This is a genomic window from [Bacillus] enclensis (assembly GCF_001456935.1).
Classification (GTDB): domain Bacteria; phylum Bacillota; class Bacilli; order Bacillales; family Bacillaceae_B; genus Rossellomorea; species Rossellomorea enclensis.
This window is the reverse complement of record NZ_KQ758484.1, coordinates 92,402-107,103: the sequence shown is the minus strand read 5'-3', so window position 1 is coordinate 107,103 and position 14,702 is coordinate 92,402. Positions and strand designations below refer to the sequence as shown.

General features: G+C 46.3%; 14 protein-coding genes. 11 read left to right on the top strand and 3 right to left on the bottom strand.

Annotation, left to right across the window (positions count from 1 at the left end; translation table 11 throughout):
* Positions 1–168: 168 nt before the first annotated feature.
* From AS034_RS13285 to AS034_RS13275, 3 genes are all read left to right on the top strand, one after another.
* Positions 169–1,740: a fatty acid--CoA ligase gene (locus AS034_RS13285; protein WP_058298854.1), complete on the top strand. Its 1,572-nt coding sequence runs from the start codon at positions 169–171 to the stop codon at positions 1,738–1,740.
* Positions 1,741–2,347: 607 nt separating this feature from the next.
* Positions 2,348–2,851, top strand: coding sequence for a DUF2798 domain-containing protein (locus AS034_RS13280; RefSeq protein ID WP_058299139.1), 504 nt, complete (start codon positions 2,348–2,350; stop codon positions 2,849–2,851).
* A gap of 314 nt (positions 2,852–3,165) precedes the next feature.
* Entirely contained in the window at positions 3,166–4,152 is a 987-nt protein-coding gene (locus AS034_RS13275; protein WP_058298853.1) for a phosphotransferase enzyme family protein, read from the top strand.
* Positions 4,153–4,220: 68 nt separating this feature from the next.
* On the opposite strand, the gene AS034_RS13270 is transcribed toward AS034_RS13275, so the two are convergent.
* A complete protein-coding gene (locus AS034_RS13270) occupies positions 4,221–4,838 on the bottom strand; it encodes a GntR family transcriptional regulator (protein ID WP_058298852.1) in 618 nt (205 codons plus the stop codon).
* A 180-nt stretch (positions 4,839–5,018) separates the two neighbouring features.
* Here AS034_RS13270 and garR point away from each other — a divergent pair, with 180 nt between their 5' ends.
* From garR to AS034_RS13230, 8 genes are all read left to right on the top strand, one after another.
* Entirely contained in the window at positions 5,019–5,957 is a 939-nt protein-coding gene (gene garR, locus AS034_RS13265) for a 2-hydroxy-3-oxopropionate reductase (protein ID WP_336433370.1), read from the top strand.
* A complete protein-coding gene (locus AS034_RS13260) occupies positions 5,957–7,387 on the top strand; it encodes a four-carbon acid sugar kinase family protein (RefSeq protein ID WP_058298850.1) in 1,431 nt (476 codons plus the stop codon). The genes garR and AS034_RS13260 overlap by 1 nt, the downstream gene beginning before the upstream one ends.
* A 103-nt stretch (positions 7,388–7,490) precedes the next feature.
* Positions 7,491–8,834 (top strand): GntP family permease, encoded by a 1,344-nt coding sequence (locus tag AS034_RS13255; RefSeq protein ID WP_058298849.1) that lies wholly within the window; start codon positions 7,491–7,493, stop codon positions 8,832–8,834.
* Between the two features lie 159 nt (positions 8,835–8,993).
* A complete protein-coding gene (locus AS034_RS13250; RefSeq protein ID WP_058298848.1) occupies positions 8,994–9,452 on the top strand; it encodes an ASCH domain-containing protein in 459 nt (152 codons plus the stop codon).
* Positions 9,453–9,622: 170 nt separating this feature from the next.
* Positions 9,623–9,991, top strand: coding sequence for a PH domain-containing protein (locus AS034_RS13245; protein ID WP_032085743.1), 369 nt, complete (start codon positions 9,623–9,625; stop codon positions 9,989–9,991).
* Between the two features lie 47 nt (positions 9,992–10,038).
* Positions 10,039–10,281 carry a hypothetical protein gene (locus AS034_RS13240; protein WP_058298847.1) on the top strand — a complete coding sequence of 81 codons (243 nt, stop codon included), beginning with the start codon at positions 10,039–10,041 and terminating at the stop codon, positions 10,279–10,281.
* Positions 10,282–10,384: 103 nt separating this feature from the next.
* Positions 10,385–10,834: a GNAT family N-acetyltransferase gene (locus tag AS034_RS13235; protein WP_058298846.1), complete on the top strand. Its 450-nt coding sequence runs from the start codon at positions 10,385–10,387 to the stop codon at positions 10,832–10,834.
* A gap of 190 nt (positions 10,835–11,024) precedes the next feature.
* Positions 11,025–12,407 (top strand): vWA domain-containing protein, encoded by a 1,383-nt coding sequence (locus AS034_RS13230; RefSeq protein WP_058298845.1) that lies wholly within the window; start codon positions 11,025–11,027, stop codon positions 12,405–12,407.
* 248 nt (positions 12,408–12,655) lie between these two features.
* Here the strand turns inward: AS034_RS13230 and AS034_RS13225 are convergent, their stop codons facing one another.
* Positions 12,656–13,600, bottom strand: a complete 945-nt coding sequence (locus AS034_RS13225; RefSeq protein ID WP_058298844.1) for a nucleoside hydrolase — start codon at positions 13,598–13,600, stop codon at positions 12,656–12,658.
* A 215-nt stretch (positions 13,601–13,815) separates the two neighbouring features.
* Entirely contained in the window at positions 13,816–14,589 is a 774-nt protein-coding gene (locus AS034_RS13220) for a putative hydro-lyase (protein WP_058298843.1), read from the bottom strand.
* Positions 14,590–14,702 lie beyond the last annotated feature (113 nt).

Sequence of the window (14,702 nt, the reverse complement as noted above, 5' to 3'; positions counted from 1 at the left end):
ATGATTTATTGTCTAAATTTTACCATATGAGCAGAAAAGTTTCTCTTATATATGAAAAGGGTTTGGGACTAATTTGCAGAATATTCTAATAGTGTGTATGGTAAATGTAAACAACACGAAGCACTGGCAGGTGTAGATCGTTCAAACTTATCCCAGGGAGGAATGTAAATGAGTACGACGATTGGCAGGATTTTTGACCTGACGGTAATGAAGTCCCCGAACAAGGAAGCCCTCTATGATGTGCGGAAAGATCTTCGCTTTACATACAGGGAATGGAGTGACGAGGTGAACCGGCTGGCGAATGCGCTGATGGCGGAGGGTGTGAAGAAGGGGGACAGGGTGTCGACGTTCATGTTCAATACGGAGGAACTCGGGACCGCATTCTTCGCATGCGCAAAAATCGGGGCTGTGTTCAATCCAATCAATTTCCGGCTGCAGGCAGAAGAGGTGGCGTTCATCCTGAGTGATGCCGCCCCGAAAGTCGTCCTGTTTGAGGAGGCGGTCGAGCCTGTCATCGCTTCGATTGAAAATCGATTCCCGCAAATGGCATTCTGGTTCATTGACGCGGAAGCGCCTGAATATGCCGCGAGCTATCATGAAAAAGTGAAAGCTGAGGAACCGAAGGCCGTGGAGGCGGAAGTCGATGAGAACGACCTTTACGCGATTATGTACACAAGCGGGACGACCGGCCGTCCGAAGGGTGTCATGCATAAGCATAGGAGCATGGCGGAGCAGAGCCTTTCCGTCATTGGTGCGACGAAACTGGAGGCAGGCGATGTAGGGCTCGTGACAGCGCCGATGTTCCATTGTGCCGAGCTTCACTGCGCCTTCCTTCCGAGGATTCATGCCGGCGGCAGCAATGTCATCCTCCACCAGTTCCATCCGAAGAAAGTGCTTGAGTTGATTGATTCAGAAAAAATCACCAAGTTCTTCGCCGCGCCGACGATGTGGAATATGATTCTGCAGGAAAATCTGGCAGACTACAATATTGAAAGTCTGAAACTCGGACTCTACGGGGCAGCCCCGATGGCACCGTCACTTGTCCATGCATGCCACGAACGGCTTGGTATCAAGCTTGTACAGGCATATGGGATGACAGAGATGGGGCCGGCAATCACATTTTTATCTGAAGATGACCAGCTCCGGAAAGCAGGGGCAGCCGGGCAGGCATGTCTCAACCATGAAATCAGGGTCGTGAAGCCGAACGAAAACGGACCGAGTGATCCGGATGAACTCGCTGCGCCGGGAGAAAGCGGTGAGATCATCGTTCAGGGGCCGTGTATGATGATGGGTTATTTTAACCGCGAGGAAGCGTCGGAAAAAGCGATGCATAAAGGATGGTACCATTCAGGTGATATCGGGTATCTCGATGAAGACGGCTACCTGTGGATTAAGGACCGCGTAGATGACATGATCATTTCCGGCGGGGAGAACATTTATCCGCGCGAGGTGGAGGATGTGCTGCATGCTCATGAAGGAGTGCTCGATGTCGCGATCGTCGGAATGCCGGATGACCGTTGGGGAGAGAGTGTCACGGCATTTGTGGTGAAGAAAGATCCCGGTGTGACGGAAGAAGAGCTGGATGAATGGTGCAGGAAGAGTGATAGTCTTGCAAACTATAAGCGTCCGCGAAAGTACGAGTTTGTGGAAGAACTGCCGAGGAATGCGAGCGGGAAGATCCAGAAGTTTGTGCTGCGGAAGCGGATGGAGGATGTGTTGACGGAGGGGCAGGTTAAGTAAGGGAGAAAACCGAGAGAGAAATTCTCTTGGTTTTTTTGTTTTAGGGGGGTCTTCCTGTCTGCGTGTAAATATAGAAAGATTGGTAGTCTGGTTTGATAATATCGGAGTCATTTCGCTAATACCAAGCAGGCTTTAATAAGAACGCCAGGTAATTGATAAAAAAGAGCAGTGGCTTACAGCCTTTCGATAATAAAATTACCATTTTCGATAAAATATTTTTCAATCTCGATAATAAATTTGAAAAAATCGATAATAAAAGCAGAGCATGTGTTAGAGGGACGACGTAATTTGTTTGATTTAGAAGAGAATGAGGTCAATATTGTCCTTGATCACTTAGAGAGTAGGCGATGGTGAGAGGAATAGTTGGTTTTTGGAAAGTTTTTTGCTTGTTTTGTGGACTTTTTTTGAATAAAAGTCCATTTAGTGAAGAAGGGTTATGTGCTTGAAAAAGGGGGCCTCGGCTTTTGGAACCGGGTTTTTTTATTGCATTTATTTGAAAGGTTAGGGTATGTAAAACGTTCACAAAATGTTCACTTATGAAGGCAGTCCCGCTATCGCTATAATGACAAGGTGCTAAAGAGAAGGGATGTTGAACATGACAAATACTATGTACACAGAGACAAGGCTGCCGAGGAACGGAAAAGAAGGGATCCTCTTTTTGTTGATCATATCCATTATTTCAGTGAACACGATTGCCCCGATTATCGTCGGATTGGAACGCGGGTTCAGCATGGACGTATACACGGATACCTTGAAGATCATTCCGATCATGTGGGTGGTCGTAATTTTTTGTGTCACCCTGATAGCAGGACCGGTTGTCGGGAAGCTGATGCCTAAATTTGTGGAGAAGGCGGATGGATTCAATGCCAGGGTTTTATTTGAAACGCTATTTACTGTTACGGTTTTATCCATCCTGTTGTCCATCATCGGGAATTGGATCGGGACGAAACAAATCAGCATGGCCCCGATTGAGAATTTCATTCATATCTGGCCGCGAAATTTTGGGATTGCTTTGTGGATTGAACTGCTGGTGGCTCAGCCGGTTGCCAGGTTTGCGATGAAGCAGCTGCATAGGAGTCAGGAGCGTAAGGCGGAGAGTTTGAATGTATAAAGTTTAATAGGGGAATAAAAACGAAATTCTTCTTGTCTTCCAAAATTATCAAGTTTATAATAGGAGTAACTTTAATCGGAAGGGGTGAGGTGTATGTCTGTTAATTCAATAAGTTCGTCCGCCTTGCCCGTTGTGAATAGAATGTGATGATCATAATGGATGGGGCGGACGCAGGGCTTCCATCATAATTGAAAATCATCTGTAACATGGAGAGGAGAGCCGAGATCTTTTATTTGGCTCTCCTTTTTTATGCAGAAAAAGCCCCGTGCTTATTGAGTGTTTTTACAATAATCATAAGAGGGGAAGTTGGTAACATGATGAAATTAAGTACGATGAAAAAAGTGATGAACAGATTGTACAGTGAAGAGGGTGATTCATTCATTGAGCAAATTCTTGACCCGTGGGGGTTTGACGAAGACTCTGTGGCGATTGTGAGGGCGAGTGCGAATGTTGTTTTAACATTCACTTTAGACGGAAAGCAGTATTTTCTAAGATTCAATGATTCTTCAGAAAGGGACTATCTGTCGATTGAAGCAGAACTTGCCATCGTTAGGTATCTCGGGGAGAAGTCGCTGAATGTGGCTAAACCGGTACCATCAATAAAGGGAAATGATATCGAAGTGGCGGAAACTGATATAGGGACGTTTTATGCTGTCGTATTCGAAGCGATGGAAGGTGACCATCTTGATTTGGAAGAGATGACAGAACGGCAGGTATATCTGTGGGGGAAGGCCCTCGGAAATCTTCATGAACATCTTAAACAGCTGCCTGAAGGATTCAGGGTGAATCGCCCAAGCTGGAAAGAACGTTTGATAGCAGCAAAAGATATCCTTCCGAAGCAAGAACTGGCCGCGCATAGAGAGTGTGACAGGCTGCTTGAATGGGCAGACGGGTTGAGCTTATCAAAAGAACATTACGGGCTCATCCATTATGATTTTGAGATGGACAATGTGATGTTTGATCATGAAACAATCGGAATGCTTGATTTTGATGACTCATCGGTACATTGGTATGCCGCGGATATTGTGTATGCATTAAGGGATGCAGGGGATTTTGATGGGGAAAATCCGGTGACCAAAATATTTATAGAAGGTTATGAGAGTGAAACGGATCTCGATCTGGATATACTTAAGTCGGCATCTGGTTTCGAGAGGATGCACAATTTGATTTCCCTTGCCAGGTTGATCAGGGCTGTTGATATTGAGGAAGGCGGCGGTCATCCTGGATGGCTGGAGGATTTACGGGTGAAGCTCGTTGGGGTGATGGAAAAATACAGCTCAAATATTGAGAAGTTAGATTGATAGGACAAGAATCGTAATAGAAGCTGGGTATGATCACCGAACATTCGGTATCATTGCCCAGCTTTTTTTTACCCCCGCATCACATGCAAACAAAACTCCAAATCCGCCTGGATATGCTCTTTCATCAACCTCTCAGCTTCATCTCCATTATGAGCAACAATTGCATCATAAATCTCCTGATGTTCATCAATCAGGAATGGCCGGTTGTGGTAAACGACCGTTTTCCTGAATAAGTAGATGATCGACTGCATGCGTTCGATGGTGTCGACCATGACGGGATTGTTGGTGGCGTTGACGATGATGTCGTGGAATTGTTTGTTGGCTTCCATGATTTCTTCGTTTGTGCCGTTCCTGCCGATGTCGATGCATTCTTTCAGCTGGTTAAGGTCTGCTTCGTTCATATAGGTAGCGGCCGACCGGGCTGCGAATCCTTCGAGGAGGATGCGGACCTGGAAGTAGTGGCGGAGGTCCATGTCGGTCGGATTGACGACTCGCTTTTGTTTCACAAGCCCTTCCTGTTCGAGTTTCCGGATGGATTCGCGGATCGGTGTCCGGCTCACTCCGAGTTGTTCCGCGAGTTTTTCCTCGATCAGCTTTGTGCCCCGTTCGAGTTCTCCATTCAAGATTTGGTCACGTATATATTCATAAGATTGCAGATAAGCGTGCTGCTGTGTTTTCTTCTTCAACTAAATCGACTCCAATGAAAGACTTTCTGTTTGTCTTTTTTACGTATTTGGCTGTTAAAAATAATGCCCTTCCTAAAAGTATAGAACGAGTTGGTACTATTTGAAAGTTCTAACGGAAAATAATTTTGTATACATTTTAAATATTTTTGTATACAAAATATAAATTATTGTGTACAATTGGTGACAACAAATGAAAACGCTTTATTTCATCAGGAGGGAATAAATATGAGACTTGGATTTATTGGTCTTGGCATCATGGGAAAACCGATGTCACTGAATCTGGTTAAGAGTGGCTACGATGTAACCGTGTTTGATATTAATGAGTCAGCAGTGGAAGAGTTAGTGGGCTCAGGAGCACGGGGAGCCGGTTCTGCAAAAGAAGTAGGGGAGATGAGTGACATCATTTTCATGATGCTTCCTAAGGGTGAGCATGTGGAAAGTGTTGTCCTTGGTGAAAGCGGTGTCATATACGGTGCGAATGATGGAGCAATCGTCGTCGATATGAGCTCGATCTCTCCCGTTCAATCGAAAGGGATTGCCGAAGCACTTGAAGCCAGGGGGATGGAAATGCTCGATGCCCCGGTGAGCGGCGGGGAGCCGAAGGCGATCGACGGGACGCTTGCCATCATGGTCGGAGGAAAAGAAGAAGTCTATGACAAGGTGAAACCATACTTTGATGCGATGGGTCAGGATATCACGCTTGTGGGAGACAATGGGTGCGGTACCACAGCGAAGCTTGCCAATCAGATTCTGGTGAATGTCCACATCGCAGCGATGTCAGAAGCATTGACGCTGGCGTCGAAAGCAGGGATTGACATCAAAAAGATGTACGAAGCCATCCGTGGAGGACTGGCCGGAAGTGCGGTGCTTGATGCGAAGGTTCCGTTGATTCTTGAAAGAAACTTCGTTGCCGGCGGACGCATTGACATCAACGCGAAGGATTTGACCAATGTTATGGATACAGCCCACTCAATCGGAGTGCCGCTTCCGCTTTCCAGTCAGGTGCTCGAGATGTATCACTCTTTGATGGCTGACGGAAAAGCAGCCGATGATCACGGCGGACTCATCCAACACTACGAGAAGCTTGCGAATTTCGAAGTAAAGGGTGTCAGCCAGTGATGAAAACAAGGAATGTCGATGAAATCCTATCATCCTATCAGTCTATTGATGAAGGAAAAGTAAATGAGCTTTGGGAAAAAGTCAGACCTGGATTCAAGCATAAAATCATCGTCCTAGATGATGATCCGACTGGTGTCCAGACTGTCCACGACGTTTCGGTATACACCGATTGGGAGGAAGACACCATTGAACTTGGTTTCTTGGAAGAGGGGCAGATGTTCTTCATCCTGACAAATTCGAGGGCCTTCACGGCAAAAGAAACCGAGCAGGTTCACCGGGATATTGCAGAAAGAACCGAGCTTATATCAAAAAAATTGGGTATTCCTTATCTGATTATCAGCCGCGGCGATTCGACGCTGAGAGGTCATTATCCGCTGGAAACGGATGTTTTAAGATGTACGATGGAAGCTGAAAGCGGCGGGCGTGTGGACGGAGAAGTGATCCTTCCATTTTTCAAAGAAGGCGGCCGTCTGACGGTCGAGAACACTCACTTCGTTCAACAGGAAACCGAACTTGTACCTGCCGGGGAAACCGAATTCGCAAAGGACCGGACATTCGGCTACAAGTCGAGTCACTTAGGGGAATGGGTCGAAGAAAAGACAAAAGGCGTTTTTCCAAAAGAAGGCGTCACGTACATTTCTCTGGAATCGATCCGAAGCCTGGACATTGATGGGATTAAAGCACAATTACTCGGGGTGAATGACTTCGGCAAGGTCGTTGTCAATGCTGTTGAAGAATCGGATGTCAGGGTATTTGCGACGGCACTGATCCTCGCCATCGAAGAAGGAAAACGTTTCATCTTCCGGACGGCTGCTGCTTTTACCAAGGTGATCGGGGATATTTCTTCTCGGCCGTTGTTAACGAGGGCAGAGCTGATCAATGAGGAGAGGGAGAACGGCGGTCTGGTCATTGTCGGTTCCCATGTCAAAAAGACGACCAATCAATTGAACGCGCTGAAGGAATTGTCCTCTCTGCACTTCATTGAGTTCGACGCTCATCTCGTCCTGGATAAAAAAGCGTTCAGGAAGGAAATCGAGCGGGTGCGGAATGAAGCGGAAACAAAGGTAGCCGGTGGAATCAGTACGGTCATCTATACGAAGAGGAAGCGGCTAGATCTCGGCGACGGGATGGAAGAGCAGGAGCTGCAGCTGTCCGTCGAGATTTCAAATGCTGTGACGAGCATCGTCCGTGACTTCTCTGTAAGACCGAACTACCTGATTGCTAAAGGAGGAATTACCTCCAGCGATGTCGGAACAAACGGGTTGTGTGTGAAACGAGCGACCGTCGCGGGTCAAATCGCACCGGGGATCCCGGTCTGGCAGACAGGTGAAGAAAGCACGTTCCCATTCATCCCGTACGTCATTTTTCCGGGGAATGTCGGAGCAGTCACCACGTTAAGAGATGTTGTCTCGACACTTGAAAGCAAGTAACTGCTTTAGGGTTCAAAGCAGGGCCGTCTTTTTCTGAGGGGAATCCAGGCGGCCAGGCTTATCATAAATGGAGCTTCATAAAAACAAAGGGGGTAATCAGAATATGGTTACAGGAAATATGTTGATTGTGATTTTCTTACTGTCGTTAGCTGCACTTTTTTTCTTGATTTTAAAATTGAAGGTTGAACCATTTTTATCACTGATCGGTGTTGCTTTTGCAACGGCCGTCGTGATCGGCATGCCGCTGAATGAAGTGGCAACCACCGTGACCCAGGGGTTCGGGAATACATTGACCGGCGTCGGGATCCTTATCGGACTCGGTGTCATCTTTGGACAGTTCCTCGGCGCGTCCGGTGCGATTGAAAAAATCGCTGCGGCAGTATTAAAAGCATTTGGTGTGAAAAAATCACCGGCCGGTCTTGCCTTGACGGGTACGGCTGTTTCAATCCCGGTATTCTTCGATGCCGCATTCGTCATCTTAAGCGGATTGATCAAAAGTTTATCAAAGAAAACAGGAATCTCAGTGATCTCTTTTGTAACGGCACTAGGTGTAGGATTGATTGTCTCCCACAACATGATCGCGCCGACTCCAGGACCGCTTGTTGTGGCGGAAAATACAGGATCAGATCTTGGGTTATTCATCCTTTATGGAATTCTAGTAGCCATCCCGGCAACACTTGCCGGCGGATATTTCTACGGATTATTCATCGGGAAGCGCATGAACCATTCGGGCGCCGTAGAGGAAGTTGCTGTGAGTCTTGAAGATGCACCGAAAAAAGAAATCAGCACTGGCCTAAGCTTCTTCATGCTGGCATTGCCAATTGCACTCATCCTGCTCAACACTATATCGCAGCTGTTATTCCCGGACACAGGACTTTCAAGTGTATTAGGCTTCATCGGTGATAAGAACATTGCCCTGTTCATAAGTGTCATCGCCGCGATCATCATGCTCAGACCATATATCTCTGTTCCAAACAGCAGATTGTATTCTGAAGCGATCAACTCAGCGGGGATCATCATCCTTGTAACTGGTGCCGGCGGAGCGTTCGGTGCCGTCATCAATAAAAGTGGAATTGGTGATCACCTCATCGCGACGATGCAAAGCTGGAGCATCCCGGTTCTATTGCTTGCCTTCATTTTCTCGCAAATCCTGCGTGCGTCACTCGGTTCGGCAACCGTTGCCCTTGTGACGACATCCAGCATCATGGGGCCGATGGCAGTGGATCTTGGTGTCTCACCAATCTTACTCGGGCTTGCCATCTGTGCCGGCGGAATCGGTCTTTCCCTTCCGAATGACTCAGGCTTCTGGGTAGTAAACAGGTTCGGTAAACTGACTGTCCCGCAGACACTCAAAGCATGGACACTCGGCGGATTCATTGCCGGATTGACGGCGATTACGACGGTTTTGATTTTGAGTTTGTTCTCGGGGATTCTTCCGGGGTTGTAAGATATTGATGAAGAACCCTTTCTCAGGCATGGTGCCCGGGGAGGGTTTTTTTGATTGGGGGAAATACCTTTTAATTAAGGAATAAAAGCAAATTCTTTTAATGTTGATATAATCTAGTTTAGATAGTATTGACTTTAAAATGATTTAGGAGAGAAAAATATGAATGAAGCATCGAGAATATATTGGGATGAATTTTGGAAGTCACAAAATCAAGAAAAACCAATAAGAGTTAGTGCATGGCAATTCGGGGCGGATCCGGATCATTTAGCTCAATTGGTCATAGATGGTGTGAAATCAGCCACTTGTTCGGGACTGGTTTTTTATGAAATGGAAAATGAGCCGCTGCCAACCGATGAAGATTACAGCATTATTTTAAACAGTGAAGATGAACCTTTAGCGATCATCAAAACAGTGGATGTGAAGATCATGCCGATGAACGAGGTTCCGGAGGATTTTGCGATTGCGGAAGGTGAAGGAGACAGAACCTATCAATATTGGAAAGAAGCCCATGAAAGATTCTTTACTAGAGAGCTAAATGATGCTGGGATGGAATTTTCGGAAGATATGATGTTGGTCTGTGAGCGTTTCGAGTTAGTGAATGTGAGAAAGAAAGAATAGATATTTATCGAAATTCTTACTTTTTAAAGTGGACTGCTAATGGCTTAGAAGGATATCTTCTAAGCTTTTTTCGCTGCGTGTTTATCCTCTCCGACTGATTTTAAAAAGGGTTTTCGACATTCATGTCGAATAGATATAGAGTAAACCAAATTTTCCAAGGGGGATGACAAATGGCTGCAACGACAGGTATTTTGGAATGGACGCTGCTATCTGAATGTCCGGTACCGGATGATGTGACGGCTCTTCTTGTCAATGGGGAAGAAGCGGTTGCTGCGTATAAGACGTTCAGGGACAGTGCCATTTTTACAAATAAGAGATTGATTGTCAGGGATTCTCAGGGACTTACCGGAAAGAAGGTGGAGGTGTATTCCCTGCCGTATTCTTCTATTCTGATGTGGTCGACGGAGAATGCCGGGAGCTTCCTTGATGTGAATGCGGAGGTCGAGCTTTGGACGAAGGCAGGGCATATCAAGGTGAAGCTCAAGAAGGGGATCGATGTCAGGAAGTTTGATAAGTTGATAGCAGAGGCGCTCTTGTAGGGGACATCTTTTTTTTATGAAAAAGAAAAGATGACAGGAGTGTTCTTATGTTAAAACGTTTTTTTCTCGGCATAAAAATCATATTGATAGCCGCTGGTTTTTTTCTTGCTGCGACCGAGCATCTTAGTGAGTCGTGGCTGATCATCGGACTTTTCTGGTTGATCACCGGTGTTGAAACGGCAATCCGTTCTTATCGGGAAAAAGGTAAGATCCCGGTGGGTTTCGGCGTCGTGTTCGCAGTTGCCACAGTTGTCTTGTTGACACTGGGGGTCATTCGTTTTTGGTCGTGACTTCAGGAAGTTTTGAAAGCCCGTCCCTTTTTACGGTAGTGTTTTACCGTGGTGAGGGACGGGCTTTTAACGTGCGTTACCATTTAATGGAAGGGGTGCTCTGATGGACCCGAATAAGATTGTGATTGTTCCTTATCAGCCCGAGTATGCGGAGAAGACAGTCAGGATGTGGCGTGACAGTAAGTGCGAGGCGATCGGTCAGCCTGAGATTCATAGTTTTGAAAACCATGTATACTTTTTAAATCAACTTTTACCAGAGAACTTTCAGGTGAAAATTGCCATTGAGGATGAGGAAGTGGCCGGTATGATTGCGTATAACGGAACGGAAATCAACCAGCTTTATATCCATGGAGATTATCAGGGCAAGGGCCTGGGAAGAAGGCTGCTGGATATTGCAAAAGAGCAATCATCCGGGAGATTGACTTTATACACCTTTGAGGTGAACAAAAAAGCACAGCAGTTTTATGAGAAGAATGGTTTTAGAATCATTGGCAGGGGACATGAAAATGAAGAGAATCTGCCGGATATGCTTTATGAGTGGAAGGCTGAATAAGGTTTGGTTTTGGCTCGTCCCCGGCTGCTTAAAGCGTCTTGGCAACGGGAGATGGGCGTCTACATCGCACTTTTAAATAACAACTGGGTATGTTTTCCTATTGAGTTTGGCGGGTATCTTGGAAAATAATGATAGGTGGACTATCAGTGGAAGAACTACATAACTAACTTAACCTTGGAAGGAGAACCTGATGAAAAGATCATTTAGTATTCTATTATTCATACTATCTTTAATAGTATTGGCATCTTGCAGTTCTAACGACAGTACGAGCTCAGAAGCCAACAATAAAGAAGAAAACAAGGAAGATAAATCCTTACAGCAACCGGGTGATAGTAAGGAAAAACAAGAATGGTCCCAAGACCACATGCCCTTACCGACCTCTTTCGCGGAATCCGCTGAATATCCATTAGCGGGTGAATTTGCCGGCGAAAAATATGAGAAAGATTTTGAGGGTCAGGAAGAAATCAGGGAGAAACTTGATCAGTTACCAAAGTTGACGGAGGAATCTTCCCCTGAGGAAATTGAGAAGATGGAGCGGTATGTTTTTTCTCTATTCAAGGAAGATTTGGAAAAGGTTGATGTGCCGATTGACCAATGGAAATCAATGCAGTTTACTGATCCGGATGGTCAGACGGATGAGCTTAGATTGAAGGAGAATTATAACGTTGCTATTTTGCTGGATTCGAGTGGGAGTATGGAGAATCTAGAGGACGGCAAAACGAGGATGGTGTTGGCAAAGTCTGCGATTCAGGATTTTGTGAAGGAACTTCCTGAAAATGCGAATATTTCTCTGCGGGTATATGGACATGTCGGCACAGGCAGTGATGAGGACAAGAAAGCTTCCTGTTCGAAAATTGAAGAGGTGTTTCCTGTCGGCAGATATGATCAGGAGAAATTTTCGAATGCCCTAAATCAATTTAAGCCTTCAGGATGGACGCCGATGGCAAAAGCGATCGAGCAGGTGAACCAGGATTTTAAACAATATGATGGAGAGCAGAATACCAACATTATTTATGTTGTCAGTGACGGGGTCGAGACATGTAATGGAGATCCAGTCAAGGCTGCCAGGTCACTGGGTGAATCTAATATCAAGCCGGTTCTTAATATCATTGGATATCAGGTAGATAATGAAGGGCTGGCTCAGTTAAAAGAAATGGCTGAGGTTTCTGGAGGGAATTACATAAATGCACAAAGTCACCAGGATCTTGTGACAGAGTTCAACCAAACAGTAGATATGGCTAAGGTTTGGTCTCAGTGGAATGAAGATTCGACTAAGGCGTTGAATGACCTCCACAATACAATCAAGACTCAATTAGATGATTGGTATAACCGTCAAAAGGAACAGATTGAAAGAGAACACAGTAATCTTGAAGCTGCTGTTAACTATTTAGACAGTCAGGAAAAACTTGATGATACTGTATTTCTTGACACCATAGATCAGTACCGGGATTATTTCTTGAAAATAGACGATGAAGCAAGAAAACAATTTCTAGATCTTTATGATATCAACACAGATAACTTTTTGGAAAAACATGATGAAGTGACCGACCGATTTTTAGAAGCGGTGAATTAAGAGAAGATTCACTTTGATTTTAACCAGAACTGAAGTCTTCTTTTATTTTGATAAAGGCGTAAAGTCCCCAGTCGCAACATGAAATGCCCAACCCTCATGATAGTGGAAATTCATTGTGTTGAAGGAAGGGCTATTTTTAATGTCAGTAGGATCTGTCACCCATTGAGACACTAATCGATAGATGGGGCACAAACTGTCTTCGCTGGCCGCCGTGCTTGCATATGAGCCGCGGTACCTGTCCCCTCGGCTCAAGGTACCTGTCCCCCTGACCCGCTCATGACTTCGATGAAGTCTTCGAGGAAGGCTTCGTAGTCGAGTTCGAGGAAGATGTTGATGTTTTTTTCGGCGTTTTTGGAGCTGACTCTGAAGTCGGCGCTGGAGGTGCCCATTCCGCTGACTCCGGTGAAGACTTCGACTTCCCTGCGGATGGTTTTGCCCATTGAAGGGTTGACCATGAGGGAGAGGGTGACGGCGTCGTGAAGGGGAGCGCCTCCGATACCCGGGATAAGTTTTTTGTACGCTTCAATATAGTATTCCATGACATCGTCGAGGATCTGGACGAGCGGGTGCTCGGTCATGTCGAGTATCGTATTTACGTGTTCCATCGTGATGATTGCTTTGTTTGTGATGTTAAGGGGTGCAATGTAGAGGTTGTCGAAGTTCTGCATGACCAGGTTTGAAGCGGTCGGATCACCGTAGAAATTGGCCTCAGCCAAAGGAGTCACATTCCCAGGTACTAAAAAAGCGCCTCCCATGATATAAAATTCGCTGACATCTTTGATCAGATTTTCACCTAAAAGGAAGAGGGCAGCAAGTGACGTATTCCTGCCGACATCAACAATTGTCAAGCCAGGGTTATTTTTGATGATCGTGTACAGTTCTGAGAAATTGGTCAGTTCTGCTTGAAGGTCTTCGGGCGGACGGATGGGGCCGAGTCCTTCTTTGCCGTGGATTTCCGGATAGTATGTCGGCGGTTTTCCTGTTGACGGGGCGTTGGTGCCGCCGATGATGGGGACATCTTCCCTTCCGGCGAGCTTCAATAAGTAGGCGATATTGTCCGTAGCCTGCTCCTTGGTGACATTGCCGTAGCTTGAAACGATGGCTAGCACTTTGATTTCAGGATTGAGCAGGGCATACATGATGGCAACTGAATCATCGATGCCGGGATCGGCAAACAAAATGATCTTTTTCATGATAGATTCTCCTCGCGTTGGAATTTAGAGCGGATTACTCTAAGGTATCGGCCGCGCGAGGTTATTATGACTTTATCGGGGCTTCTGAATCATAAAAAAGCCAGTCCCTTTAAGAGGGTCGGAAGGACAGGTACTGTGTCCTGCTGCCCCGCGAGCTTGAGAAAGCCCGTCCCTCACTGCGGTGATGCTTTACCGGGGTGCGGGACGGGCCTTTGTTAGTTGGATTTTAGATACTCTTCATTCTTCCAATCCGTCACGAACATATGCCCAGGGGCGTGCGTGATCATATAGGGGATTCCCGCCTGCAGTGCGGCCGCCTGCGGGGTGACGCCGCATGCCCAGAACATCGGGGTCTCGCCTTCCTTGATTCCGACAAAGTCACCGAAGTCGGGCTTGGTCACATCACCGATGCCAATCTCACGGGGATCGCCGATATGAAGCGGGGAGCCGTGCATTTCAGGGAACAGGGACGTGATGTCCGCTGCTTTTTGAACAAGAGAATCGGGAACCGGCCTCATTGAGACAACGGTCGGGCCTTCGAACACCCCCGCTTTTTCGGTTGGGATTGACGTCTTATACATGGCCACATTTTTATTTTCTTCAATATGCCGAAGGGGGATGCCGCCTTTGATCAGCTGGCTTTCGAACGTGAAGCTGCAGCCGATCAGGAAACTGACGAAATCTTTTTTCCAGCAGTCGTCGATCCGCTGCTTCTTATCTGTTAATCTGCCATTCTCATAGACATGATAGAGGGGGATGTCGGTTCGGATATCCGATTCCTTGGCATAGTTGGATTCGAATCGGCCGTCCTCGAGCACTTCGATGATCGGACAGGATTTGGGGTTCCTTATGGTGAAGAGAAGGAAATCGAAGGCGTATTCTTTTGGAAGGACGACCAGGTTTGCCTGGACATAATCCTGCGAGACGCCTGATGTGTGGGTAGTATGGGTGCCGTTTCTGATTCTGGCTCTTAATTCTGACGGGTGCATGGGTGATGGCTCCTTCCATTTTGTATGAATTCTCTGATTATTGTCATTGTAACATGTTTGGCGGCAGGGCATTTATTTTAAAAGTGGGGATGGAATAATATGTTAGTATGGAG